At 65.7% G+C, this 22834-nt stretch carries 22 protein-coding genes and 1 tRNA gene; 12 read left to right on the top strand and 11 right to left on the bottom strand.

Translation table 11 applies throughout. The annotated features are described in order from the left end of the window. Positions 1 to 253 (bottom strand): GcrA family cell cycle regulator (locus OU426_RS15415; protein ID WP_324289829.1); only part of this gene is annotated, 253 nt, incomplete at its 3' end. A 167-nt stretch (positions 254 to 420) separates the two neighbouring features. On the opposite strand from OU426_RS15415, the gene OU426_RS15410 reads away from it, so the two are divergent. The 3 genes from OU426_RS15410 (at position 421) to argF (ending at position 4002) form a co-directional block, all read left to right on the top strand. Further along, complete coding sequence (locus OU426_RS15410; protein ID WP_267634946.1) at positions 421 to 1557, top strand: serine hydrolase domain-containing protein; 1137 nt, start codon at positions 421 to 423, stop codon at positions 1555 to 1557. Positions 1558 to 1806: 249 nt separating this feature from the next. Continuing rightward, complete coding sequence (locus OU426_RS15405) at positions 1807 to 2982, top strand: aspartate aminotransferase family protein (protein WP_267634944.1); 1176 nt, start codon at positions 1807 to 1809, stop codon at positions 2980 to 2982. A 93-nt stretch (positions 2983 to 3075) separates the two neighbouring features. After that, complete coding sequence (gene argF, locus OU426_RS15400; protein WP_267634943.1) at positions 3076 to 4002, top strand: ornithine carbamoyltransferase; 927 nt, start codon at positions 3076 to 3078, stop codon at positions 4000 to 4002. A gap of 561 nt (positions 4003 to 4563) precedes the next feature. Here the strand turns inward: argF and OU426_RS15395 are convergent. After that, a tRNA-Leu gene (locus tag OU426_RS15395) sits at positions 4564 to 4649 on the bottom strand. A gap of 115 nt (positions 4650 to 4764) precedes the next feature. Here OU426_RS15395 and OU426_RS15390 point away from each other — a divergent pair. Next, positions 4765 to 5250: an META domain-containing protein gene (locus OU426_RS15390; RefSeq protein WP_267634942.1), complete on the top strand. Its 486-nt coding sequence runs from the start codon at positions 4765 to 4767 to the stop codon at positions 5248 to 5250. A gap of 79 nt (positions 5251 to 5329) precedes the next feature. Here OU426_RS15390 and OU426_RS15385 read toward each other — a convergent pair whose 3' ends face one another. After that, a complete protein-coding gene (locus OU426_RS15385) occupies positions 5330 to 5800 on the bottom strand; it encodes an Lrp/AsnC family transcriptional regulator (protein WP_267634941.1) in 471 nt (156 codons plus the stop codon). Between the two features lie 97 nt (positions 5801 to 5897). Between OU426_RS15385 and putA the strand changes: the two genes are divergently transcribed. Continuing rightward, on the top strand, positions 5898 to 9365 hold the full coding sequence (putA, locus tag OU426_RS15380) for a bifunctional proline dehydrogenase/L-glutamate gamma-semialdehyde dehydrogenase PutA (protein WP_267634940.1): 3468 nt from the start codon (positions 5898 to 5900) through the stop codon (positions 9363 to 9365). Between the two features lie 72 nt (positions 9366 to 9437). Here putA and OU426_RS15375 read toward each other — a convergent pair whose 3' ends face one another. Then, positions 9438 to 9836, bottom strand: a complete 399-nt coding sequence (locus OU426_RS15375) for a GFA family protein (protein ID WP_267634939.1) — start codon at positions 9834 to 9836, stop codon at positions 9438 to 9440. Between the two features lie 146 nt (positions 9837 to 9982). Here OU426_RS15375 and OU426_RS15370 point away from each other — a divergent pair, with 146 nt between their 5' ends. Then, entirely contained in the window at positions 9983 to 10723 is a 741-nt protein-coding gene (locus tag OU426_RS15370; RefSeq protein WP_267634938.1) for a rhomboid family intramembrane serine protease, read from the top strand. After that, on the top strand, positions 10720 to 11115 hold the full coding sequence (locus tag OU426_RS15365; RefSeq protein ID WP_267634937.1) for a GFA family protein: 396 nt from the start codon (positions 10720 to 10722) through the stop codon (positions 11113 to 11115). The genes OU426_RS15370 and OU426_RS15365 overlap by 4 nt, the downstream gene beginning before the upstream one ends. A gap of 69 nt (positions 11116 to 11184) precedes the next feature. On the opposite strand, the gene OU426_RS15360 is transcribed toward OU426_RS15365, so the two are convergent. The 4 genes from OU426_RS15360 to OU426_RS15345 form a co-directional block, all read right to left on the bottom strand. Then, the gene (locus OU426_RS15360; RefSeq protein WP_267634936.1) at positions 11185 to 11976 is read right to left on the bottom strand and encodes an inositol monophosphatase family protein; all 792 of its coding nucleotides are present in this window, start codon (positions 11974 to 11976) and stop codon (positions 11185 to 11187) included. 76 nt (positions 11977 to 12052) lie between these two features. Continuing rightward, entirely contained in the window at positions 12053 to 13096 is a 1044-nt protein-coding gene (locus OU426_RS15355) for a fatty acid desaturase (protein ID WP_267634935.1), read from the bottom strand. A gap of 136 nt (positions 13097 to 13232) precedes the next feature. Then, positions 13233 to 14747 carry an ABC-F family ATP-binding cassette domain-containing protein gene (locus OU426_RS15350; RefSeq protein WP_267634934.1) on the bottom strand — a complete coding sequence of 505 codons (1515 nt, stop codon included), beginning with the start codon at positions 14745 to 14747 and terminating at the stop codon, positions 13233 to 13235. Positions 14748 to 14939: 192 nt separating this feature from the next. Continuing rightward, on the bottom strand, positions 14940 to 15845 hold the full coding sequence (locus tag OU426_RS15345) for a LysR family transcriptional regulator (RefSeq protein WP_267634933.1): 906 nt from the start codon (positions 15843 to 15845) through the stop codon (positions 14940 to 14942). A gap of 100 nt (positions 15846 to 15945) precedes the next feature. Between OU426_RS15345 and metF the strand changes: the two genes are divergently transcribed. Continuing rightward, positions 15946 to 16815 carry a methylenetetrahydrofolate reductase [NAD(P)H] gene (gene metF / locus OU426_RS15340; protein ID WP_267634932.1) on the top strand — a complete coding sequence of 290 codons (870 nt, stop codon included), beginning with the start codon at positions 15946 to 15948 and terminating at the stop codon, positions 16813 to 16815. 253 nt (positions 16816 to 17068) lie between these two features. Here the strand turns inward: metF and OU426_RS15335 are convergent, their stop codons facing one another. Both OU426_RS15335 and OU426_RS15330 read right to left on the bottom strand, forming a co-directional pair. Then, positions 17069 to 18145 carry a T6SS phospholipase effector Tle1-like catalytic domain-containing protein gene (locus tag OU426_RS15335; RefSeq protein WP_267634931.1) on the bottom strand — a complete coding sequence of 359 codons (1077 nt, stop codon included), beginning with the start codon at positions 18143 to 18145 and terminating at the stop codon, positions 17069 to 17071. Between the two features lie 158 nt (positions 18146 to 18303). Continuing rightward, positions 18304 to 19449 (bottom strand): type III PLP-dependent enzyme, encoded by a 1146-nt coding sequence (locus OU426_RS15330; RefSeq protein WP_267634930.1) that lies wholly within the window; start codon positions 19447 to 19449, stop codon positions 18304 to 18306. A gap of 222 nt (positions 19450 to 19671) precedes the next feature. Here OU426_RS15330 and OU426_RS15325 point away from each other — a divergent pair, with 222 nt between their 5' ends. Continuing rightward, on the top strand, positions 19672 to 20103 hold the full coding sequence (locus OU426_RS15325) for an Lrp/AsnC family transcriptional regulator (RefSeq protein ID WP_267634928.1): 432 nt from the start codon (positions 19672 to 19674) through the stop codon (positions 20101 to 20103). A 27-nt stretch (positions 20104 to 20130) separates the two neighbouring features. Here OU426_RS15325 and OU426_RS15320 read toward each other — a convergent pair whose 3' ends face one another. Then, positions 20131 to 20766, bottom strand: a complete 636-nt coding sequence (locus OU426_RS15320) for a winged helix-turn-helix transcriptional regulator (protein WP_267634927.1) — start codon at positions 20764 to 20766, stop codon at positions 20131 to 20133. Positions 20767 to 20867: 101 nt separating this feature from the next. Between OU426_RS15320 and OU426_RS15315 the strand changes: the two genes are divergently transcribed. The 3 genes from OU426_RS15315 to OU426_RS15305 are packed head-to-tail and all read left to right on the top strand — an operon-like array spanning position 20868 to position 22724. Further along, on the top strand, positions 20868 to 21551 hold the full coding sequence (locus OU426_RS15315; protein WP_267634925.1) for a glutathione S-transferase family protein: 684 nt from the start codon (positions 20868 to 20870) through the stop codon (positions 21549 to 21551). A gap of 20 nt (positions 21552 to 21571) precedes the next feature. Then, entirely contained in the window at positions 21572 to 22336 is a 765-nt protein-coding gene (locus OU426_RS15310) for a VOC family protein (RefSeq protein WP_267634924.1), read from the top strand. Positions 22337 to 22373: 37 nt separating this feature from the next. Further along, entirely contained in the window at positions 22374 to 22724 is a 351-nt protein-coding gene (locus OU426_RS15305) for a DUF1428 domain-containing protein (RefSeq protein WP_267634923.1), read from the top strand. Positions 22725 to 22834: the final 110 nt, after the last annotated feature.

Below are 22834 nucleotides of genomic sequence, written 5' to 3'. Positions count from 1 at the left end.
CGGCGCGGGGGGCGGCGGCCTGCGGCTGGGCGGGCTGCGACGGCGTGCTCGCGGGGCGCGGGGCGGCGGCGGGCGCTTCGGCTTCCTCCTCCTTGCCCTTGCCTTCGACCCGGTTCGAAAGGCCGAGCCTGTGGACCTTGCCGATCACCGCATTGCGGGTGACCGAGCCCAGTTCCTTGGCGATCTGGCTCGCCGACTGGCCTTCGCCCCACATCTTCTTCAACAGCTCGACGCGTTCGTCGGTCCAGGACATCGCAGATCCTCTGGCTTGATCGGACCCCCATTCTAGCGGGGACGCGCCGAGATACAAGGGATGGGGGCGGAGGGCAAGGCGCGCAAAACCGCTCAACAGAAGGGGCAAGGTTGTCAGGCCCGGCGTCGCGCCCCTAGGATCGCCCGGCCAACCCCGGAGAATCGCCCATGGTCACGACCGTTCCCAATCCCGATCTGACCGTGGCGGCGGGCGGCTATACAAGCTGGAACTCCGCGCCCCGCCGCCGCTCGGGCTTTCACGGGCTGCACCGGATCGCCCGCTACGCTCAAAGCGCCCGCGCGGGCCGGGTGATGGAACTCCGCCTCTCGGCCGATCTTTCGATCGCTGCGCGCGAGGATGTGCGGCGGCTGACCGCTTCACCCTGGTTTTCCGCGATGGCGGTGATCGAGGGCGGGCGGATCCTTCATGAGGCCTATGCCGCCGATTTCGGGCCCGACCGCCCGCATTCGATCATGTCGATCTCGAAGATGGCGATGAACCTTGTGATCGGGCGGCTTTGGGAAGACGGCAGGATCAAGCTTGAGGAGCAGATGGGAAAGATCGTGCCCGGGGTGGGGCCGGGCTATGCGGGGGCCAGCGTCGCCGACATTCTGAACATGAATGTCGAGAATGACTATGACGAGGATTACGCCCAGCCCGGCTGCGCCGCCTTCCGGCAGGAGGCCGCGACCGGCCTGCGCCTGCCCGACGGGCCGGAAGAAACGAATGCCGCCTTCCTCGCCACCGTGGGGCTGACGCCGGGGCGGAGCGATACGGTCAACCGGACCGGCGCCTGCCTTTACAAAAGTGCCAATACCGACCTTCTGGCCCGCGCGGCAGAACTGCGGTCGGGGCGGCCCATGTCGGCCTTCATCACCGATCTCGCCGATGCGGCGGGTATGGAGGGGGCGATGCATGTGGTGACCGACCGGGCGGGCTTTCCGCTGATGAGCGGCGGTATCTGCCTGACGGCGCGCGATCTCTGCCGCTATGGCGCGCTTTTCGCCCGGAGGGGCGCGGGCGTTGATGGCCGCCCCTTCGGATCGGCCGCCTTCATCGAGGAAACGCTGACGGGCGGCGTGCCGATGCCCCCGCCGCGCGCCCATCTGCGCTATTCGAACCAAACCAATACCGACGGCATCTGGCTTGGCCATGGCGGTTATGGCGGCCAGTATCTGGTGGCCAACCCCTCGACCGGGCGCGTCGCCTGCTATTTGTCGGTGATGCAGAACGACAGCGGCTATGACAGCGCCTACTACCCGCCGGTGATCGCGATGCTAGCCGAGATTTGCGCCGCGGCGTGAGCCCGACACGCCAACGCTGTCCGCTGACCGATTTCCAGATGGACAGGGCGCGCGCCCGGCGCTAAGGAAAGCGCATGAGCAACCGGACCGCCATCATTGCCCGTCCCCGACGCCGCCGCACCTGCGCCTGACGTCCGCTCGCCCGTGGCCCCGCGCCACATCCCGCCCCTGAACCAGCCCGCCCCCGAACCTTGCGTTGACTTAAGGTCGCCCCTTTGGCACGCATCGCCCATTCAGCCGGAGACAGCCATGATCCCATCGGTCCTGCCCACCTACAACCGCGCGCCCCTTGCCTTCGACAGAGGCGAGGGAAGCTGGCTGATCGCCACCGACGGCACGCGCTATCTCGATCTGGGGTCAGGGATCGCGGTCAATGCGCTTGGCCATGCCAATCCGGCGCTTATCGCGGCCTTGACCGAACAGGCGGGCAAGGTCTGGCATGTGTCCAATGTCTACGAGATCCCCGAACAGAAGCGGCTCGCCGATCTTCTGACCGCCCACACCTTCGCCGATACCGCCTTCATCACCAATTCCGGGACCGAGACGGCGGAGCTCGCCATCAAGATGGCGCGGAAATACTGGTACGACAAAGGCACCCCACGCGACGAGATCCTCACCTTCGAAGGCGCCTTCCATGGCCGCTCGACCGGCGCGATCGCTGCCGCCGGGTCGGAGAAGATGGTGAAGGGCTTCGGGCCCCTGATGCCCGGTTTCCGGCACTTGCCCTGGGGCGACATGGCGGCGCTCAAGGCCGCGATTTCCGACAAGACCTGCGCGGTGATGCTGGAACCGATCCAGGGCGAGGGCGGCATCCGCCCGATGCCCGACGCCGATCTGAAACTGATCCGCCAGCTCTGCGATCAGACCGGCGCGCTCCTGATCCTCGACGAGGTGCAATCGGGCATGGGCCGCACCGGCCGCCTCTTTGCCCATGAGTGGGCAGGCGTCAGGCCCGATATCATGATGGTGGCCAAAGGCATCGGCGGCGGCTTCCCGCTCGGCGCGGTGCTTGCCACCGAAAGCGCCGCCTCCGGCATGGTGGTGGGCACCCATGGCTCGACCTATGGAGGCAACCCCCTGGCCTGCGCGGTCGGTGCCAGGGTCGTCGAGATCATCGCCGATCCCGCCTTCCTGGCCGAAGTGAACCGCAAGGCCGCGCTCTTCCGCCAGGGGCTGGAGGCGCTCGTCGCCGCTCACCCCGACATTTTCGAGGGCGTTCGCGGACAGGGCCTGATGCTCGGCCTCAAATGCAAGGTCGCACCCGCCGATGTCGTGAAGGCCGGGTACGCCGCCCATGTCCTGACTGTGGCCGCGGCCGACAACACCGTCCGACTGCTGCCACCTCTCACCATCAGTGACACGGACCTAGCCGAGGCCACCCGCCGCCTCGACGCCGCCGCCCAATCGCTCCGACAGGCGGCCTGAGATGCCGTCGCTTTCCGACGTTCTGTCCTGAAATACTCTCGGGGGGTCCGGGGGGCAGACAGCCCCCCGGCCAGCGCCCCCAGAAAGGCCAAGATGACCCATTTCCTCGACCTCCACACCACCCCTGCCGCCGACCTTCATGCAATGATCGCGCAAGCCCGCGCCATGAAGGACGCGCGTGCCGGCAAGCCCAAGGGCGCGCCCGATGCCGACCAGCCGCTCGCCGGCCGGATGATCGCGCTCATCTTCGAAAAACCCTCGACCCGAACCCGCATTTCCTTCGACGTCGGCGCCCGCCAGATGGGCGGCGAGGTGATGGTGCTATCCGGAAAGGACATGCAGCTCGGCCATGGCGAGTCCATCGCCGACACCGCCCGCGTCCTCTCGCGCTATGTTGACCTCATCATGCTCCGCACCTTCGAGGAAGCGACGCTGATCGAGATGGCCGAACATGCGACGGTTCCGGTGATCAACGGCCTTACCGACACCTCGCACCCCTGCCAGATCATGGCCGACATCGTCACCTACGAGGAACATCGCGGCTCGGTCAAAGGCCGCAAGTTCGTCTGGTCGGGCGATGGCAACAATGTCTGCACCTCCTGGCTGCATGCGGCCGGGCAGTTCGGCTTCGATCTCACATTCACCGGCCCCGAAACACTCGACCCGAACCCGCGCGCCGTCGACTTCGCCCGCTCCAAAGGCTCGACCGTCCTGATCGAGCGTGACCCGCTGAAGGCCGCCAGTGGCGCCGATGCGATCGTCACCGATACCTGGGTTTCGATGCACGACCCCGAAAGCGCCCGTGAACGCCGCCACAACCAGCTGCGGCCCTATCAGGTGAACGAAGAAATGATGGGCCGGGGCAAGCCCGACGCCCTCTTCATGCACTGCCTGCCCGCGCATCGGAACGAGGAAGCCTCGAGCGCGGTCATGGACGGCCCGCAATCGGTGATCTTCGACGAAAGCGAAAACCGCCTGCACGCGCAGAAGGCCATCCTACGCTATTGTCTGGGCGTCTGAGCCACCGGTCGGCTGGGCCGCTCCTCGCGCCAGCAGGCTCCGGTGAAGGACCGGCAGGTCAGAAGGGCGGCCGCGCTTCGGTCCTCAGATCGATTTCCGCCGCGACGTCGCGCCGAAGCCTTCGGCAAACCAGCGCAAGAGCGCGGCGCGCAATTTCTGAACGGCCGTGCCGCACGGTGTAACGGGTCCCTGCCATTGACCCGCCACCAGCCTTGCCGAGCCTGAAGTGCGGCCCTGCAGGGGTCTGGGCTAAGGCTGCCCTACTCTGTCGATAGCGGAGACAAGGCGTCTCACAACCTGAGAGAGTATCATCTGTACCGGTTGGATTTCCAAGCTCGTCGGCGGCGGGCCGGCGAGATTGGCAAGCAGGCCCATCTTGCAACCGCCCGCCATGATCTACTTCACCACCCTCGAGACCGATCGGCAGCTGGGGCAGCAGCTTGGATCACCCGAAAGCCTGCCGAAGGGTCGGAGCGTCGCTCAATGCCGACAGGCCTGTATGGCTCGTCAACAACTTGCGAAATATATTTCTCAATAAAAATCAATACATATGTGAAAGTCTGGTGCCCGCGGCCGGACTTGAACCGGCACGACCTTTCGGCCTAGGGATTTTAAGTCCCCTGTGTCTACCATTTCACCACGCGGGCGGCCGGGCGCGACCATACTGAAGGCAGGGGGCGGAGAAAAGGCGCCTTGAGAACCAAGACTGCGACAGGAGCGTGCGTCCCAACGACGCGTCATCCGAAACTGAAGAGATTGTCCATGCACCGCGTCTCTCGCCTAGCCCCCGCCCTCCCCCTGGGCGTCGCGCTCGTCCTTGCGGGCAGCATCCCGTCTGCCAGCGCCCGTTCCGCCGCGCCGTGCGCGAAGATCGCGCCGACGCTTGACTCCGGCGCGTCGATCTCGGTCGGGCGGTTCACGGACCGCGGCTGGGTGCCGGTTGAACTGGCGGGCGCACCCGTGCCTGAGGGAACGGAGATTTCTCTGACCATAGACTTTCATGGCAAGGTCGACGGTCATACAGGCTGTAACCGGATCACCGGCGTGGCGGAGATGGACGCGGGCCTTCTTGTCCTCGGTCCGCTCGCGATCACCAGGATGACTTGTACCGAACCGCGGATGGCGCTCGAAAAGGCCTATCTCGATGCGCTGTCCGAAGTGGTAAGTTTCGCCGTCGGCCTCGACGACAATCTCTATCTTTCGCGGGCCGACGGCAGCGTCGCGCTCTGCCTGAGGCCCTGCCGATAGGGCCGGCCAGTCCGCTCATCACCTCTTGCGGGGCTCTTCGCTGAGCGAGAAGGCCTGCGCGGGCCGCCGAGCGGCCTGCTCAAAGCCCCGCCTCCTTCACCGCCTCCATCGCCACAAAGGTCGAGGTCGAGGCGACATGCGGCAGGGTGGATATCCGCTCGCCGAGGATGCGGCGGTAGTCCTGGATGTCACCGGTCCGCACCTTCAGCAGATAGTCGAAGGAAGAGGCCATCATATGACATTCCTCGATCTCGGGCACCGCGCGCACCGCGCGGTTGAAGGCCTGCAGCGCCGCCTCTCGCGTGTCCGACAGCCGGACCTCGACGAAGGCCACATGGGCAAGGCCCATGCGGATCGGGCTGAGGACGGCGCGGTAACCCGCGATCACCCCCATCTCCTCCAGCCGCTTCACCCGCGCCTGGGTGGGCGTCTTGGTCAGGCCGATCTTGCGGGCAAGGTCGGTCATCGTCATCCGTCCCTCGCCCGAGAGCGCCCGCAGGATCGCCTGATCGAACCGGTCAAGATCGGGAACCTGTGCCGGACTGCTCATTGCGCCTCGAATGGTCGAATTGCCTTTGAATAGTGAAAATATGGGCGAAACGTCTTCGTGACAACCTGTATCATGGGCCAAATCAGGAGATTTCCCCATGCGCGCCGATCAATCCGACCACACTGAGAGCCTCTGGAATGCCATCGAGGCCGGAACCCTACAGAACGAAGCCGCCCTGCTGACGCGGCTGATCGCCGCCGCCGGTCTCGATGCGGGCGACCGGGCGCGGATCGCCGCCGCGGGCGCCGACCTTGTCACCAAGATCCGGGCCGATGTGCGGCCGGGGCTGATGGAGGTCTTCCTCGCCGAATATGGCCTCTCGACCGAGGAAGGCATCGCGCTGATGTGCCTCGCCGAGGCGCTTCTGCGCGTACCGGATGCCGATACGATGGATGCGCTTATTGAAGACAAGATCGCGCCATCGAACTGGGGCAAGCATCTCGGCCAATCCTCCTCGCCGCTCGTCAACGCCTCGACTTGGGCGCTTCTTCTGACCGGCAAGGTGCTGGAGGAGAAGGAACCGGGCGTCGCGGGCCATTTGCGCGCCGCCGTCCGCCGCCTGGGCGAGCCGGTAATCCGCAAGGCGGTGCAGCGCGCCATGAAGGAAATGGGCAAGCAGTTCGTCCTGGGCGAAACGATCAAGTCGGCGATGATCCGGGCGCAGGAGATGGAGACCCAAGGTTACACCTATTCCTACGACATGCTGGGCGAGGCGGCGAAGACCGCCGATGACGCGAAGCGCTATGCGACCGCCTATGGGCTCGCCATCGATGCCATCGCCGCCGCCTGCGACCGCGAGGATATCGGCACCAACCCCGGCATTTCGGTAAAACTTTCCGCCCTTCACCCCCGCTATGAGGTGGCGCAGGACGCCCGGGTGATGGCCGAACTTGTGCCGGTGGTGCGCGACCTCGCCCGCAAGGCCGCGAGTGCGCGCATGGGTTTCAACATCGACGCCGAAGAGGCCGACCGGCTGACCCTGTCGCTCAAGGTGATCGAGGCGGTCCTGTCCGACCCGGCGCTGAAGGGCTGGGACGGGTTCGGCATCGTGGTGCAGGCCTATGGCCGCCGCGCGGGTGCCACGATCGACTGGCTGAATGACCTTGCCCAAAGGCTCGACCGCAAGATCATGATCCGTCTGGTGAAGGGCGCCTATTGGGACGCGGAGGTGAAGCGCGCGCAGGTCATGGGCCTGACCGACTTCCCGGTCTTCACCCGGAAAGAGGCGACGGATGTTTCCTATATCGCCAATGCCAGGAAACTCCTCGGCATGACCGACCGGATCTATCCGCAGTTCGCCACCCACAATGCCCATACGGTCGCGGCGATCCTCGACATGGTGAAACCGGGGCAGGCCTTCGAATTCCAGCGCCTGCATGGTATGGGCGAACGGCTACATGACATCGTCCACCGCGCGAACGGCACCCGCTGCCGCATCTATGCGCCTGTCGGCGCGCACCGCGATCTATTGGCATACCTCGTCCGCAGACTCCTCGAAAACGGAGCCAACTCCTCATTCGTTCACAAGATCGTCGACCTCGAAGTTGCGCCAGAGATCGTGGCGCAATGCCCGATCACCCAGATCGAGACGGCGCTTCCGAACATTTCCAACAAGGCAATCCGCAAGGGGCCGGAGCTTTTCGCGCCCGAACGCCCCAATTCGAAGGGCTTCGATCTGACCGATGCCGGAACGCTCGCCCTGATCGACGAGGCGCGCGAACCGCACGCGACCGAGGAATTCCTTGCCGACCCGATCATCGCGGGCCATGTCATCGGCCTGCCGGTGCGGCGCGTTACCGACCCGGCGACCGGCAAGCATATCGGCAAGGTCACCGATGCGGGCCCGGCCGACGTGCAGACCGCGCTTGGCGCCGCGAAGGTCTGGTCCGCGCCGGTCGCGCAGCGTGCCCAGATCCTGAACCGCGCCGCCGACCTCTATGAAGAAAACTTCGGCCTCCTCTTCACGCTCCTGGCGCGCGAGGCGGGCAAGACGCTTGCCGATGCCGTCAGCGAACTGCGCGAGGCGGTGGATTTCCTGCGCTTCTATGCCGCCCGCTCGCTGACCGAGGCGAAGGACCCGGCGGGTATCTTCACCTGCATCAGCCCCTGGAACTTCCCGCTTGCGATCTTCACCGGCCAGATCGCGGCAGCACTTGCCATGGGCAATGGCGTACTCGCCAAGCCCGCCGAACAGACGCCGCTGATCGCGACCTATGCCGTCTCGCTCCTCCACAAGGCGGGCGTGCCGGTCGCTTCGCTGCAGCTGCTGCCGGGTGATGGAGCGACGGTTGGCGCAGCGCTCACCTCCGACCCGCGCGTCGCGGGTGTTTGCTTCACCGGGTCGACCGAAACCGCGCTTCTGATCCGCAAAGCGATGGCCCGTCACCTCTCCCCCGGTGCGCCGCTCATCGCCGAAACCGGTGGGCTGAATGCGATGATCGTCGATTCGACCGCGCTTCCCGAACAGGCGGTGCGCGATGTCATCGCCTCCTCCTTCCAGTCGGCGGGCCAGCGCTGCTCGGCGCTCCGCTGCCTTTATGTACAGGAAGATATCGCCCCGCATTTCCTCGACATGCTCTACGGCGCGATGGAGGAATTGAAACTCGGCGATCCCTGGGATCTCGCGACCGATGTCGGCCCGGTGATCGACCAGGAGGCCGAGGCGGGCATCCGCGCCCATGTGGAAACCGCGCGTCGCGAGGGTCGGCTGTTGCGCCAGCTCTCCCGCCCCAAGGACGGCCATTTCATTGCCCCCGCGGTGATCAAGGTCAAAGGCATCGCCGACCTGAAGCGCGAGATCTTCGGCCCGGTCCTTCATGTCGCGACCTTCAAGTCAGAGGAACTGCCGAAGATCGTCGACGCGATCAACGCCACCGGCTACGGCCTGACCTTCGGCCTGCACACGCGGATCGACAACCGCGTGCAGGAAGTGTGCGAGGCGCTCAAGGTCGGCAATATCTACGTGAACCGCAACCAGATCGGCGCGGTCGTGGGCTCGCAACCCTTCGGCGGCGAGGGGCTCTCGGGAACCGGACCCAAGGCAGGCGGACCGGACTATCTGGCGCGCTTCGCGGCCAATCCTGCGCAGTCGGTCACCGATGCCGCTGGCGCGGCCACAAACCCCGATGGGCTGCGGAAGTCGCTGCTCGCTGCTCGCTCGCACGCGACCCTCTCCGAGGAGGCCCTGCCGGGCCCGACCGGCGAATCGAACCGCCTGTCGCTTTACCCGCGCGCACCGCTCCTCTGCCTCGGTCCGGGGGCGGAAGCGGCGCGCGATCAGGCCGCGAAGGTCCGTGCGCTCGGCGGCATCGCGGTCGAGGCGCCGGGCCGCCTGCCAGCCGAAGTCCTGACCACGCTCGATGGTTTTTCCGGTGCGCTCTGGTGGGGGCCCGAGGCCGAGGCACGCGCCCTCACACAGGCGCTCGCCGCCCGCAAGGGGCCGATCCTGCCGCTGATCACCGGCCTGCCCGACCGCGGCCATGTGACCGAGGCACGGCACCTCTGCATCGACACCACCGCCTCGGGCGGCAACGCCGCCCTGCTGGCGGAGGCTGGCAACAGCTAAGGCGCACCACTGCCCCGGGGGCGTAATCTTCGCTCCCGGGCTTGCGCCCCTTCAGTCCTGGAAGGTCTAGATTCAAGCCTTCGTGTAGTCCGGTCCTGCGTGGGTCGGCAGGCCGTCGGCAAGTTTCAACCAAGGCAGCCTTTCCTCGTAAGCTACATGAAGCGTCGGAGCGAAGGCCTCCGGCTGATCCATCGCGGCGACATAGAGATGCATGACGCCCGACAGTTTCGCGGACCGAAAGGACAGAGGCGTGCCGCAATTTTCGCAGAAGCCACGCTCGACGCCGGGCGACGAGCGATAGATCCTGGGCGCGCCCTGCGTCCAGCGCCAGCACCCGTCGGCCACCCCGATATAGACCGTCATCGGCGCCGAACATTGCCGCCTGCAGCTGTCGCAATGGCAGGTCACGCAGGTCTCGACCGGCATGTCGACCTCGAACCTGACCGATCCGCACAGGCAGCGTCCCAGCATGCTGACCTCCTCGCCTCGCGCAGACATCCTCCCGGATGCCAGCAACAGGGTCGCACTCGAAAGCGAACGTCATCCAATCGACAACGACTCGCGCACGGGCGTAAGCGGCGCTTGACGAACCCCTTGGGATCGGGAACGGTCGCCGCATGTTCCCGATCCGCGATCACAATCCGTCCGAACGGACGCCCTTCGTCACCTACGCGATCATTCTCGCGAACGTGCTGGTGTATCTCTATCAGCTGTCCTTCGCCGACAACCAGGTCGCCAGCAACCTCTTCCTGCGCAACTGGGCGCTCTTCCCGGCGGCTGTGACCGGCGGCAGCGAGGTGCACGCGCTTTTCTCTCACATGTTCCTGCACGCAGGCTTCATGCATCTGGCAGGCAACATGCTCTTCCTGTGGATCTTCGGCGACAATCTCGAAGACCAGATGGGCCACGTTGGCTTTCTGATCTTCTACCTCGCCTGCGGCATCGCCGCTGCCTTCGGCCAGATCCTGCCCGATCCGGGCTCCACCATACCGATGGTCGGTGCCTCGGGCGCTATCGCGGGGGTGATGGGCGGCTATCTCCTTCTCTTCCCGCGCGCCCGCGTCGACATCCTCATCATCTTCATCATCTTCTTCCGGGTTTTCTCGATCCCGGCCTTCGTGATGCTTGGCCTCTGGTTCGCCTTCCAGATCATGGGCGGCCTCGGCCATTCGACCGAGGCGGGCGGCGTTGCCTATTGGGCGCATGCCGCGGGCTTTGCCGCCGGTATCGTACTGACAATCCCACTTTGGGCACGGCGCGGCGCGGGCGGCTGGTGGCGCGAAACCCACGGGCGCCCGCCGCATGAAGCGCTTCAGTACAATCCCGCCAACATCCCGCTCGTGAGACGCCGCAAATGACTCTGCCCGAGATCACCCGCCCCCATCGCGCCACCTGCCATTGTGGCGCGGTGGAACTTGAAGTCAGCCTTGTCGAAGGTGGCCTCTCAACCGCGCGGCGCTGCGACTGCTCCTACTGCCGCCGTCGCGGTGCCATCGCCGTCAGTGCGCCGCTCGACGGGCTGCGCGTCATCCGGGGCGCCGACAAGCTTTCGCTCTACCAATGGGGCACCAAGACCGCGAAACATTACTTCTGCTCCGTCTGCGGCATCTATACCCACCACCAGCGCCGCTCGAACCCCAACGAATATGGCGTGAACGCCGCTTCCCTCGACGGCCTCAATCCGCGTGATCTAGGCGATGTCAAATGGAGCGACGGCGTCAACCATCCCTCTGACCGGCCCGCGCGCTAGACCGCTGTTCTCACGTTCTGTCCGGAAATACTCCACGGGGGTGCGGGGGTGTGAAACCCCCGCCTTCCCTCAGGCAGGTTCGCGCAGGATGTCGCAAAGCGGCTGGAACAGCTCGCCATTCGCGGCAATCACCGACCCGCTTTCAAAAATCTCGCGCCCCTCGCGCACGGCAGAGGTAAAACCACCGGCCTCGCGCACCAGCAAGAGCCCCGCCGCCATGTCCCAGGCGCCCAGCTCGCGTTCCCAATAGCCGTCGTACCGCCCCGCCGCCACGTAGGCGAGGTCGAGCGCCGCCGACCCCCAGCGCCGCACGCCCGCGCAGGCCGGCATCAACCGGGCCAGGTCGCGCATCGTCGCGGGCAGGGTCTTCTTCGTTCCGAACGGTACGCCGGTCGCGAAAACCGCGTCCGACATCGACCGACGCCCCGAGACGCGGATACGCGCCTCGTTCATCCAGGCACCCGCGCCCTTCTCGGCCCAGTACATCTCGTCCTTCGCCGGATCGAAGACGACGGCCGAGGTGATCTCGCCCTTGTGCTCCAGCGCGATCGACACTGCCCAGTGCGGCAGACCGTGCAGGAAGTTCGTGGTCCCGTCCAAAGGATCGACGATCCAGCGCCGCGTCGGATCCTGGCCGTCGGTCTCGCCCGTCTCCTCGCCCAGCCAGCCATAGGTCGGGCGGGCGCCCATCAACTCTTCCTTGATGATCTTCTCGGCCGCGATATCGGCGCGGCTGACGAAATCTCCCGCGCCCTTCAGCGAGACCTGCAGGTTCTCGACCTCGCGGAAATCCTTCACGAGGCTGCGGCCCGCCTTGCGGGCGGCCTTGATCATCAGGTTGAGGTTGGCGCTGCCTTGCATCTCACGGGCTCCATCGGGTCAAGTGGCCCCTATAGTCAAGCGCGCGCAGGATGTGAAGGGCCGCGGGCCCCGGCTCTTAGCCTGCCATCCGCAGCTGCCGGGCACCGGCGAAGGACAGAAGCCGCCGCCCCTTCTCGTCCCACAGATGCAGCCTTGTGCAGCGGAAGCTTTGCCAGAGCGTCATGCGCTGGCTTTCCGCCAGCACCGGATGATCGCGCAGCACCTCCGGCAACCGGTAGAAGGGGATGCGGCTGTAGAGGTGATGGACATGATGGATGCCGATATTCGCGGTGATCCAGCGCAAGGGCGCGGGCAGCACATAATGCGACGAGCCTTCAAGCGCCGCATCATGCAGTTGCCAGTCGGCACCGGGCCGCCAGTGCGTTTCTTCGAACTGATGCTGGACATAGAAGAGCCAGACACCCAGCGTCGCGGCGATCAGCGCCGTCGGCAGCCACACGAGCAATAGCGGCGCGAACCCACCCCACCAGATCATCAGCCCAAGCCCCAGCGCGATCGCGGCATTGGTGGCCATGGCGCTTGTCCAATAGCTCCAGCCCGCGCGCATGAAACCGATGGGCAGCCGGTTCTGCAGGATGAAGAGATAGGCGGGGCCCAGCCCGAACAACACCAGCGGGTTGCGGTAAAGCCGATAGCCGAGCCGCCCCCATTTCGACAAAGCGTAATACTCATCGACCGTCAGCGTCATCACATCGCCGATCCCGCGCTTGTCGAGATTGCCCGACGAGGCGTGATGGATCGAATGCGACCGCCGCCAGACGTCATAGGGCGTAAGCGTCAGCACCCCGAGCCCGCGCCCGACCCAATCCGACAGGCCGCGGCTGCGGAAGAAAGAGGCATGACCGCAATCATGCTGGATCGCGAAGGCACGCAGAAGAAAGCCCGCGTTCACCACCGCCACCGCCGCCGCCAGCAGATAGCTGATCGACAGAAGCCACCAGGCGAAGGCGAAAAGCGCGACCAGCGGTATCAGCGTCAGCGCCAACTCCACCGCGCTGCGGCCGTGATGCGGCTCGCGGTAGCGCGCAAGTATCTGCACCCAGTCGCGCCCCGACCTCTGGGCAGGCTCCACGCCCGCCGGCGCATCCGCATCGCTCATCGCTGACTGCTTCCCCGTTTCCTCTGCGATGCTCCGGCCACCGGCTCCGGCACCGCTCCCCTTTTTCTTGGCCATAGGCCATGCGCGGCGCCCGCGCAATCGCGCAGACGCTCTGCCGTTGAAAATGCCGCAAGGTTCACCCCGCGGCACGAGCGGTATCGAAGAAGGGTTCGGGGTCGTCCACCTCGATCAGGCGTTTCCGTTCGATCTGCCAGAACCGGGTGCCGACATTCCTCACGAACTGCCGGTCGTGGCTGACCAGCAGACAGGTCGCGCCCTGCGCCAGCAGTTCGGCCTCCAAAGCCTCCTGTCCCTCGATGTCCAGATGGTTCGTGGGCTCGTCCAAGAGGTAGAAGTTCGGACGCGTCAGCCGCAGGACCAGCATGGCGAGCCGCGCCTTCTGGCCGCCCGACAAAGTCGCGACCTTCGCGCCCTGCCGGTCCGGTCGAATGCCCGCCCCCGCCAGAAGCGTCCGCGCCGCCTGATCGCCCACATCAAAGCGGTTGATCAGGTCAAAGGGCGTGGCCGAGTCAGGCAGATGCGCAAGCCCCTGATCGCTGTGGCCAAGCACCAGCGTCGCCGCCGCGCGGATCGGGCTGTCGGCACCCAGACATGCGGCACGCACAGCCTCGATCATCCGCGTCTTGCCCGCGCCATTCGGCCCCAGAAGTACCACGCGGTCGCCGCGTTCGATCCATGTCTCGCCCGTCCGGAACAGGTCGCGCCCGTCGGGGGTACGGACCCACGCATCGTTCAGCGCGATCAGAGCCTTGGCATGGGTGCCCGCGTTCGTCAGACGGATCGCGCCCGCAGACCGCTCATGATGGGCGGGCCGCGCCGCCTCCTCGATCTTTGCGGCGCGTTCCTTCAGCTGCTTGGTCTTCACCACCAGAAGATCGCTGCCGGAGTTGATGCCGATATTCTTCAGCTTCGCCGCCTGCTTTCTGAGCTGCTCCGCCTCCTTCATCCGGTTCTCATAGGTCCGGGCATCGGCCTCATCCGCCTCGGCCAGCGCCGCCCGCGCCGAACCATAGGAGAGTGCAAAGAACCGGCTGCCAGCGGCACGCAGGAACAATGTCCGCCCCGTCGCCTCGTCCAGAAACGCCCGGTCATGGCTGGCCGCGATCACGCCGACCGTGCGGGGCAATCCGGCCAGCCAGTCGGTCAGCCTGCCGATCCGGCCAAGATCCAGATGGTTCGTCGGCTCGTCCAGTAGGTAAAGGTCGGGCTCGCCCACCGCCGCCCGCGCCAGAAGCGCCGTGCGCTGCCAGCCGCCGGACAAACCACTCAGCGGCTGTTCGCGGAACGGCTCCGGCACCGCCAGATCGTCCAGCAGCACATCGGCCCGCCAGCTTTCATAATCGCGCGCCTCGGGGTCCAGCGCCTCCAGCACCGCATCGCGGAAGGTCAGGGGCAACAGCCGCGCCGGCACATCCTGCGCCACATGGCCGATCTTGAGGCCCCGCGCGCGAGTTATGTCACCCGCGCTCGGCTCCAGCGCCCCCGCGATCAGCTTCAGAAGCGAGGATTTGCCGCGCCCGTTCGCGGCGACCAGCCCCAAGCGGTCTCCGGGCTGCAGAGTAAAGGAGAGATCGGTGAAGAGAGGTTCGCCAAGGGTCAGCGACAGGTCTTTGACAGCAAGAAGGCTCATGGGTCAGGTCCGCAAATCTGGGCATAGCGCACGCGGCGCCGGAAAGGGCGGACCTTTGGGAAATGCGCCTCCGGTCAGCCCTGCTTCAACAGCAGGGCAGAAACAGGGCCAGGACGGCGCTCGCGGGTGAAGATGGTTTTCACGTCAGACCCGTTTTCGTTCGGTCCGATCATGCCCGAGTTGCCGCGCCGGTCAACCCCTTTGCAGCTTCACCGGTTCTGACCGGGCGAGCTTCAGGAAATGCGCCATATAGGGCTGGGTCGCATCCTCGCCCCGGGTCGCGGCATACATGCGCTTGGTGATGCCATGTTCGGTGATCGGTCGCGTCACATAGTCGGGCTGGTACTTCACCTCGCGCAGCACCCAGTCGGGCAGGACCGACACGCCGCGGTCGGAGGCCACCAGCATCAGGATCACCGCCGTCAGTTCCACTTGCCGGTGCCCGCGCGGCTCCACCCGCGCGGGGGTCAGGAGCGTGGTGAAAATATCCAGCCGCGACCGGTCGACCGGGTAGGTGATCACCACCTGATCGCGGAAATCCTCAGCCTCGACGAAAGGCTTCGCCGCGATCGGGTTCTGGGCCGCAGCGATCAGTGTCGGCTGATAGTCGAAGAGCGGATGGAAGATCACATCGTCGAGCTTTTCGGGGTCGGATGTGATCACCAGATCCACCTCCTCGCGCCGGAGCGCGGGCATGGCGTCGAAGGCAAGGCCAGGGCGGATATCGACATCGACCTCCGGCCAGGCATGGCGGAACTGTTCCAGCACCGGAAAGAGCCAGTCATAGCAGGCATGGCATTCCAGCGTGATATGCAGCCGCCCGGTGCGGCCCATCCTGAGGGCGCGGAACTCTTCCGAAAGTGCCTCGACCTCGGGCAGGATCCGGTCGGCGGCGCGCAGAAGCCGCTGCCCCGCGGGCGACAGTTTCAGCGGCTTAGACCGCCGCACGAACAATTCCACCCCCGCCTGATCCTCCAGCCCTTTCATCTGATGGCTGAGCGCGGACTGTGTGATGTTCAGCACTTCGGCCGCGCGCGCCATACCGCCCGCCTCATGGATCGCCTTGATCGTGCGCAGGTGCCTGAAGTCGAGGTGCATGGCGAGACTCTACAAAAGGAATTCATGTTGATCTTGAAGATTATGAATTTGTCTCACATCCCGGCGCGTGGGACAAGAGGTGCAAAGGAAAGGCCCGATCATGTCCAAAGCACCCCGCATCTCGTTCGAATTCTTCCCGCCCCAGACGCTGGATGCGTCCTTCCGGCTGTGGGAGACGGTGCAGATGCTGGCGCCGCTCTCGCCCGACTATGTCTCGGTCACCTACGGCGCGGGCGGCACGACGCGGGCCTTGACGCATGAGGCGGTCCGGACCATCGGCCAGAACTACGGCCTCAGGGTCGCGGCGCATCTGACCTGCGTCGACGCGACGCGTGAAGAAACCCTCGCCATCGCCGAAAGCTATGCCGCCGCCGGTGTGACGGATATCGTGGCACTTCGTGGCGACGCGCCGAAGGGCGCGGACCGGTTCGTGCCCCATCCCGAGGGCTTCGCCAACACGGTGGAACTGGTCGAGGCTTTGGCCCGCACCGGCAAATTCAACATCGCCGTCGGCGCCTACCCGGAGCCGCACCCCGAAGCGGCGAGCGCCCAGGCCGATGTCGACTGGCTGAAGCGCAAGATCGACGCAGGCGCGAGCCGCGCCATCACCCAGTTCTTCTTCGAGGCCGAGACCTTTCTCAGATTCCGCGATGCCTGCGCCGCCGCGGGGATTAACGCGCCGATCGTGCCGGGCATCCTGCCGATCATCTCGTGGGAGGGGGCCAAGCGTTTCGCCGCCCGTTGCGGCGCCCATGTGCCGCCGACGCTGGAAGAGGGTTTCGCCCATGCGATCCGCGACGGGCGTGAGGAGCTTCTGGCACTGACCCAATGCACGGTCCTTTGCGACCGGCTGGTGAGCGAAGGGGTGGAAGAGCTGCATTTCTACACGCTGAATCGCCCGCACATGACCCGCGACGTCTGCCACGCGCTTGGCGTCACACCGCAGGTCACGCTGGAAAAGGTCGCCTGATCCAATCTCCCTGCCCGCTCGTCGGGTCAACGCGCCCCCCGGGGCGCGTTTTTTTATGCGGAGGGCTCATCGTCGCACTGCGTGCGCTCTTCGTGGTCGCGACGGTCACGGCAATGCATACCAACGACGATTCCAGACGAGCCCGGTTTCACGACCAAGGCTGAACTTCGCTTTCCGGGGGCGTCCTGCAGCATCAGCGAAGAGCGCACGAAGTGCGACGACGAGCGGCCTCCTGGGCTGCCCCTGAGGCTCTTCAGCGCTCGCTCGCCAGTTGCGGCGCCCGTTTCAGCCAGAATTGCCCGCGGCGGCTCTCGCGGGCGCTGGGATGCAGGCTTTCGGACGGATCGCCACCCACCTGCCGCCGCGCCCGCAGAAGGAACGCCTTACCCCAGCCCCGCGTCGTGCCGACTGAGGGAACCGAGGCATCGCATTTCAACGCTGCCCGCCAGCCTTCGGGCAACGGCAGGCCGCAGCGCTCGATCCGTTCCAGCATCCAGAAAAGCGGGATGTTCGACAGCGGCCGCGCCGCCTCGACCCCCGACAATTGTCCGCCGATATCGCCATGCGCGCCGCGGAACCAGACCTGTTCCACCCGCCCCTGCCAGTCTCCGCCATGTGTCTCCCACAGGATCGGATCGAAGGCCGCCCGCGTCTCGTCAAGCGCCAGCGCATGATAGCCGTGCCGCACAACGGCCGAGAGGTCATGGTTGTGGAACTCATGCTGCGGTTCGGTCCACATCCACAGGAACGGCAGCCTGACGCCCAGCGCCTTGACCGTATCGAAGACCCCGATCATCTCGACCTCGATCGACGGATGGCAATGGATGCGGGAAAAATCCGCCTCCGCCGCGCTTTTATCCTTGGTCTGATAATAGCGGTAGGCCAGCTGAACATTGCGTTCAGTGGCAGCTTCGGCCCGCAAAAGCCCGACCTGATCCAGCACGCCCGCGAGCGACCGCACCGCATAGGCGCCGCGCGAATAGCCGATCAGGAAGATCCGGTCGCCCGGCCGGTAGCGATTGGCGAGCCAGCCATAGGCCCGGCGGATCTGGCGGTTGATGCCGCGCCCCATCGCGACGCCGGGCGTGTCGGACCACATGTGCCATTGTACGCCCGCCTCATAGTAAAGCGACAGCCGCGCCGAGGCGGGCGCGGCACGCAAGTGCCGGTAGATGCGGCCCACGTTCGTTTCCTGCCCCGGGGTCAGATCGCCCAGAGTGCCGTCGAGCAGGATCACATGATCGGTCCGGCGCCGCTCCGGCGGGGCGCTCGCGGGCGCAGGCCTTGGGTTCTGCACCTCGACCCGTCGGCCGATGCGCAGCATCCTCATCAGACGGTCTGTTAGCCACTCCCGCACAGCGCCGGTCCCTCTGCCTTCCCGATAACCATACTATCTGAAGGAATTTTACAGAAGGTTGCGTCATCGCAAAGGCAGGGGCCGATCAACAATCGGTCCCTGCCGTCACATTCGCGCGAAAATCGGCAGGTTCAGGGCGCGGGGTTGAGAACCGTGACCATCACCACCGCGCCGAACCCGTTGAACAGCGTGTTGGTCGCAGTCGAATAGGCTCCCATGCCTTCGATCAGAAGATAATCGCCCTCGGCGATATCGCCCGGCAGCATCACCTCGCCCGGCAGCTGGTCGACGGAATCGCAGGTCGGGCCAAAGACGATGCGGCCTTCCCTAGCGGCGTCCCGTTTCTTGCCCTCCGGCGTCAGCACCGACACCCGGTCGATCATGCCGGTCAGCGGCAACTCGTCCATGCAGCCATAGACGCCGTCGTTCAGGAACACATGCGCCCCGTCGCGCACGCCCTTCACCCGCGCCGCACTGGTGATGCTTTCGGCCACCATGCCGCGCCCCGGTTCACACACCAGCGCCGGGCGATCCGCGCCGAAGACCTCGGCCGTGACCCGGTCGATCGTCTCGAAGATCGCCTCAAGGTCCGGCACCTCGCCCGACACGCGGTAGGAGGGGAAACCACCCCCGGTGTTCAGCCGCCGCGCCTTCACGCCCGCCAGCTGGCAGATCTCGGCCGCCGCGCGCAAGTAAGCATCCCAGGTCATCGGGCGGATGCATTGCGTGCCCGGATGGAAGGTCAGCGAGGGGATGAAGCCCGCCGCCGCGACCCGCTTCAGCAGTTCCGCCGCCACTTCGACCGTCGCGCCGAACTTCGCGCCGAAATTGTAGGCCGCGCCCTTGACCGGCAGCTTGAAGCGTACGGTGATCTCGGTCCCTTCCGCGGGGACGATCTCGATCAGCTTGTCCAGTTCGCTGGCGCTGTCGACCGAGTAGGACACCACGCCCTGTTCGACCGCGAAGGCGATCTCGTGACGCGCGCGGACCGGGTTGTTGTAATGCATCGCAGCACCCGGCGCCAAACGCTTGATCAGCGCGATCTCGGCGGGCGAAGCCACGTCAAAACCCTTCACCCCGGCGGCCACCAGATTCTGGATGACCATCTCGTCGGGGTTCGATTTCACCGCATATGTGACCATCCCCGGAAAGCCGTCGATGAAGCGGCGGGCGGTTGCCTGCAGGACCGCAGGCGCGAAGAACATCACCGGATTGTCCGGCTGTTGCGAACGCAGGAATTCGGACGGATTCGTCCATATCGTTTTCGAGAGCCCCATCGGCGCATCCTCTGCCAACAAGGCGCAGCCACCTTTTTCCCCGGCTTTACGGGTCAGAAGACGCTTACGCGGTCAACCAACCAGGCCAGGTGCGAATGAGGCGCCCTTTCACCTGAACGAATGGCCGCGATATGGGGCACATTTTCACCGATCAAAAGAGTAGATTTGTCTGTGAGAGTCGTTATAACGCCGAAAATTCCGGTTAATCCGACGGAGAACGGCATGGATGACCTCGATCGCTCGCTTCTGGCCCTTCTCGGCGCCGATGCGAGAATATCGGTCGCGACGCTGGCGCGGCGGCTGAAGGTCGCCCGCTCGACGATTCAGGCGCGCCTTGAACGGCTGGAGACCAGTGGAGTGATCGCGGGCTACACCGTCAAGCTCGGCGAGGCCGCGCGCCAGGGCCGCATCCGGGCGACGGTGTTGCTGGCCATCGAGCCACGCGCCCAGGCATCGATCCTCACCCGGCTGAAATCGATCCCTGAGGTCGAGCGCGTCCATACCACCTCGGGCCGTGTCGATTTCCTGCTGCAGGTTTCGGCGACAACGACGGCGGTTCTGGACGGGATTCTCGACCAGATCGGCGAGATGACCGGGGTGAAATCGTCCGAAAGCCTCATCCACCTCTCGACGAAGATCGACCGCGCGGTCTGACGCTAGCTTTCGGGAACCGCAGATGCGTCAGCGCGGCAGGTGGAACCTGTCGACGAACTGCTGCGCCAGCCCAAGGTCGCCCTCGACCCGACCCAGACCCGCCTCGACCGCATCGCTCACACGGGCGCTGCCATAGACCAGCGCCGCAAGCCCGTTCGCTGTGCCCTGAAACTGCAGGTCTCCGCATGGCCCCGCCGCCCGGCGGACCGCATAGGCGCCGCTGCCCAGCCGAACCTCGAACCGCTCCCCTCCCATGGAAAAGCCCGCTGCCATCGGCGCCCCGCCACGGTCCGCAATCGCCCGCATCGACAGCATCAGCGCCGTCGGGCTGATGAAAAGCCGCGGGTCATGACCCGGCTGGCGCACGCCCCAGTCGCACAGCGCCTTGAGAATGGGCCACAGCCCCTCGCCCGCTTCCGTCAGCCCATAGACCACAACAGATGCAGGCGGCGGCAGGGTTTCGCGGGTCAGAAGGCCCGCTGCCACCATCTCTTCCAGCCGCCCCGCCAGCATGTTCGTGGCGATCCCCGGCACTCCTGCCCGGATCGCACCGAACCGCTTCGGCCCCAGCATCAGCTCGCGCGCGACAAGCAGCGTCCAGCGGTCGCCGATCAGATCGAGCGCATGGGCCGCCAGACAGCCTTCCCCGTAGCTTTTCGGCAAATGTCACCTGTCCCTTCGCAATTTCAAAAATAAAGTATCAGTTGTTTTTTGCAAGTGCATCGGCCTACCCTTCCGCAAAACGACTCAATAGGGAGCGACCGATGCCCGACGCCGACATGCCGATCCTCTTCACCTATGAATGGGTCCCCGACTTTCCGCGCGGTTATGTCCGTGACCTGCGCATACGCTGGCTGTTTCACGAAATGGGCCAGCCCTACCGGGTCGAAACGGTCACTTTCGCCCCGAAACGTGCCGACCATCTGGCGATGCAGCCCTTCGGCCAGGTCCCGGCGGTGCGCTGGCGCGGCCGCAGCTGGTTCGAGACCGGCGCGATGCTTCTTGGCCTCGCGTCGGGCCATCCCACGCTTCTGCCCGAAGACCGCCGCGCCGACATCACCGAATGGCTCTTCGCCGCTGCCAATTCGGTCGAAATGTCGACCCAGCCCTGGATCCTCGCAAATGCCTCGCTCGCCGCGCCGCAAATCTTCGGCCCCGCGCCCGCATCAGAGGTGATCGAACGCTTTGCCCAGCGCATGAAATCCAAGCTCGGCGCGATGGAAACCGTCCTGACCAACCGCGACTGGCTCGCCGGTGGTTTCACCATCGCTGACATATTAATGGCCGACGTGCTCAGGATCACCGGCGACAAGGGCGGGCTCGAAGGCTATCCTGTCTTGCAATCGTACGTTGCCCGCGCCACCGCCCGGCCCGCCTTCCTGAAGGCCCATGCCGACCAGATGGCCCACTGGCATGCGGCCGACGCCACCCGCGCCGCCGTCGCCTGACCCGACCGAAAGGACAAGCCATGACAAGACCCGCGCAAGGCACTCCCTGCTGGTACGAACTCACGACCGGCGATCTGAACGCCGCCCAGCGCTTCTATGAAAAGGTCATAGGCTGGACCGTCGGCGACAGCGGGATGGAGGGGATGGACTACCGCATCGCCAAGGCCGGCGAGGCGATGGTCGCGGGGCTCATGCTGCCCCCCGCCCCCGGCATCCCGCCGAACTGGGGCATCTACTTCTCCGTCGACGATTGCGATGCCGCGACCACGGCCGCCAAGGCCGCTGGCGCGCAGGTCTATATGGAACCGACCGACATCCCCGGCGTCGGCCGCTTCGCCGCCCTCGCCGACCCACAGGGTGCGGCCTTCTCGATCCTCGCGATGGACGGGGCGAGCGACGCCTTCGACCAGAAGAAGGACCGCCACGGCAACTGGCACGAACTGATGTCCTCCGACCCCAAGGCCGGGCTTGCCTTCTATGGCAAGCTCTTCGGCTGGAAAGCCTCGACCGCGATGGACATGGGACCGATGGGCACCTACCAGCTGTTCTCCCATCAGGGCCAGGACATCGGCGGCATGATGGCCATCGCCCCTGGCATGCCAGGCCCCGGCGTACCGTTCTGGCTGCCCTATTTCGGCATCGACGGTGTCGAGGCTGCCATCGCCCGCATCACCGCGAACGGCGGCAAGGTGATGAACGGCCCGATGGAAGTGCCGGGCGGCGCCTTCATCGCCGTCGCCAGCGATCCGCAGGGCGCGGCGTTTGCGCTCGTCGGACCGAAATGATCCAGCAGCCGCCGACGTGCCGAAGGGAAAGATGACCATGTCCTACATCGACGGCTTCCTGATCCCGGTCGAAGACGCCCGGAAAGAGGAATACCGCGCCCACGAGGCCAAATGGTGGCCCTGGTTCCGCGACCATGGCGCAACCGGCCTCACCGTCTGCTGGGGCGACGATGTCCCCTCCGGTACCCAGACCGACTTCCGCCGCGCCGTCGACCTGCGGACGGGCGAGACCGTCGTCTTCGCCTGGATGACCTGGCCCGACAAGGCCACCCGCGACCGGGCCTTTGCCGCCATGTTCGAAGGCGACATGGACATGGCCCAGATGCCGTTCGACGGCAAACGGCTCGTCTACGGCAGTTTCGTACCGATCTTCGAAGGCACGGCCTGACCCGCGCTCCGCTATTTCTGGCGGCGCGGTGTGTTTGCTGTCCCTCGGCGCGCGCCTGAATGGCCCGCTTCCCCTTGGCCTTTCGCCCGTCTCCCGCTAGAGGAGGGCAG

Source organism: Frigidibacter sp. RF13, from assembly GCF_026626305.1.
Taxonomy (GTDB): Bacteria; Pseudomonadota; Alphaproteobacteria; order Rhodobacterales; family Rhodobacteraceae; genus TMP-24.
The sequence above is the reverse complement of the archived record's forward strand: the minus strand, read 5'-3'. Positions and strand labels throughout refer to the sequence as shown.

Excerpts from the sequence above, each read along its gene's own strand:
- OU426_RS15410 (WP_267634946.1), top strand. The coding sequence starts at position 421 with ATGGTCACGACCGTTCCCAATCCCGATCTGACCGTGGCGGCGGGCGGC.
- OU426_RS15405 (WP_267634944.1), top strand. The coding sequence starts at position 1,807 with ATGATCCCATCGGTCCTGCCCACCTACAACCGCGCGCCCCTTGCCTTC.
- argF (WP_267634943.1), top strand. The coding sequence starts at position 3,076 with ATGACCCATTTCCTCGACCTCCACACCACCCCTGCCGCCGACCTTCAT.
- OU426_RS15390 (WP_267634942.1), top strand. The coding sequence starts at position 4,765 with ATGCACCGCGTCTCTCGCCTAGCCCCCGCCCTCCCCCTGGGCGTCGCG.
- OU426_RS15385 (WP_267634941.1), bottom strand. The coding sequence starts at position 5,800 with ATGAGCAGTCCGGCACAGGTTCCCGATCTTGACCGGTTCGATCAGGCG.
- putA (WP_267634940.1), top strand. The coding sequence starts at position 5,898 with ATGCGCGCCGATCAATCCGACCACACTGAGAGCCTCTGGAATGCCATC.
- OU426_RS15375 (WP_267634939.1), bottom strand. The coding sequence starts at position 9,836 with ATGCTGGGACGCTGCCTGTGCGGATCGGTCAGGTTCGAGGTCGACATG.
- OU426_RS15370 (WP_267634938.1), top strand. The coding sequence starts at position 9,983 with ATGTTCCCGATCCGCGATCACAATCCGTCCGAACGGACGCCCTTCGTC.
- OU426_RS15365 (WP_267634937.1), top strand. The coding sequence starts at position 10,720 with ATGACTCTGCCCGAGATCACCCGCCCCCATCGCGCCACCTGCCATTGT.
- OU426_RS15360 (WP_267634936.1), bottom strand. The coding sequence starts at position 11,976 with ATGCAAGGCAGCGCCAACCTCAACCTGATGATCAAGGCCGCCCGCAAG.
- OU426_RS15355 (WP_267634935.1), bottom strand. The coding sequence starts at position 13,096 with ATGAGCGATGCGGATGCGCCGGCGGGCGTGGAGCCTGCCCAGAGGTCG.
- OU426_RS15350 (WP_267634934.1), bottom strand. The coding sequence starts at position 14,747 with ATGAGCCTTCTTGCTGTCAAAGACCTGTCGCTGACCCTTGGCGAACCT.
- OU426_RS15345 (WP_267634933.1), bottom strand. The coding sequence starts at position 15,845 with ATGCACCTCGACTTCAGGCACCTGCGCACGATCAAGGCGATCCATGAG.
- metF (WP_267634932.1), top strand. The coding sequence starts at position 15,946 with ATGTCCAAAGCACCCCGCATCTCGTTCGAATTCTTCCCGCCCCAGACG.
- OU426_RS15335 (WP_267634931.1), bottom strand. The coding sequence starts at position 18,145 with ATGAGGATGCTGCGCATCGGCCGACGGGTCGAGGTGCAGAACCCAAGG.
- OU426_RS15330 (WP_267634930.1), bottom strand. The coding sequence starts at position 19,449 with ATGGGGCTCTCGAAAACGATATGGACGAATCCGTCCGAATTCCTGCGT.
- OU426_RS15325 (WP_267634928.1), top strand. The coding sequence starts at position 19,672 with ATGGATGACCTCGATCGCTCGCTTCTGGCCCTTCTCGGCGCCGATGCG.
- OU426_RS15315 (WP_267634925.1), top strand. The coding sequence starts at position 20,868 with ATGCCCGACGCCGACATGCCGATCCTCTTCACCTATGAATGGGTCCCC.
- OU426_RS15310 (WP_267634924.1), top strand. The coding sequence starts at position 21,572 with ATGACAAGACCCGCGCAAGGCACTCCCTGCTGGTACGAACTCACGACC.
- OU426_RS15305 (WP_267634923.1), top strand. The coding sequence starts at position 22,374 with ATGTCCTACATCGACGGCTTCCTGATCCCGGTCGAAGACGCCCGGAAA.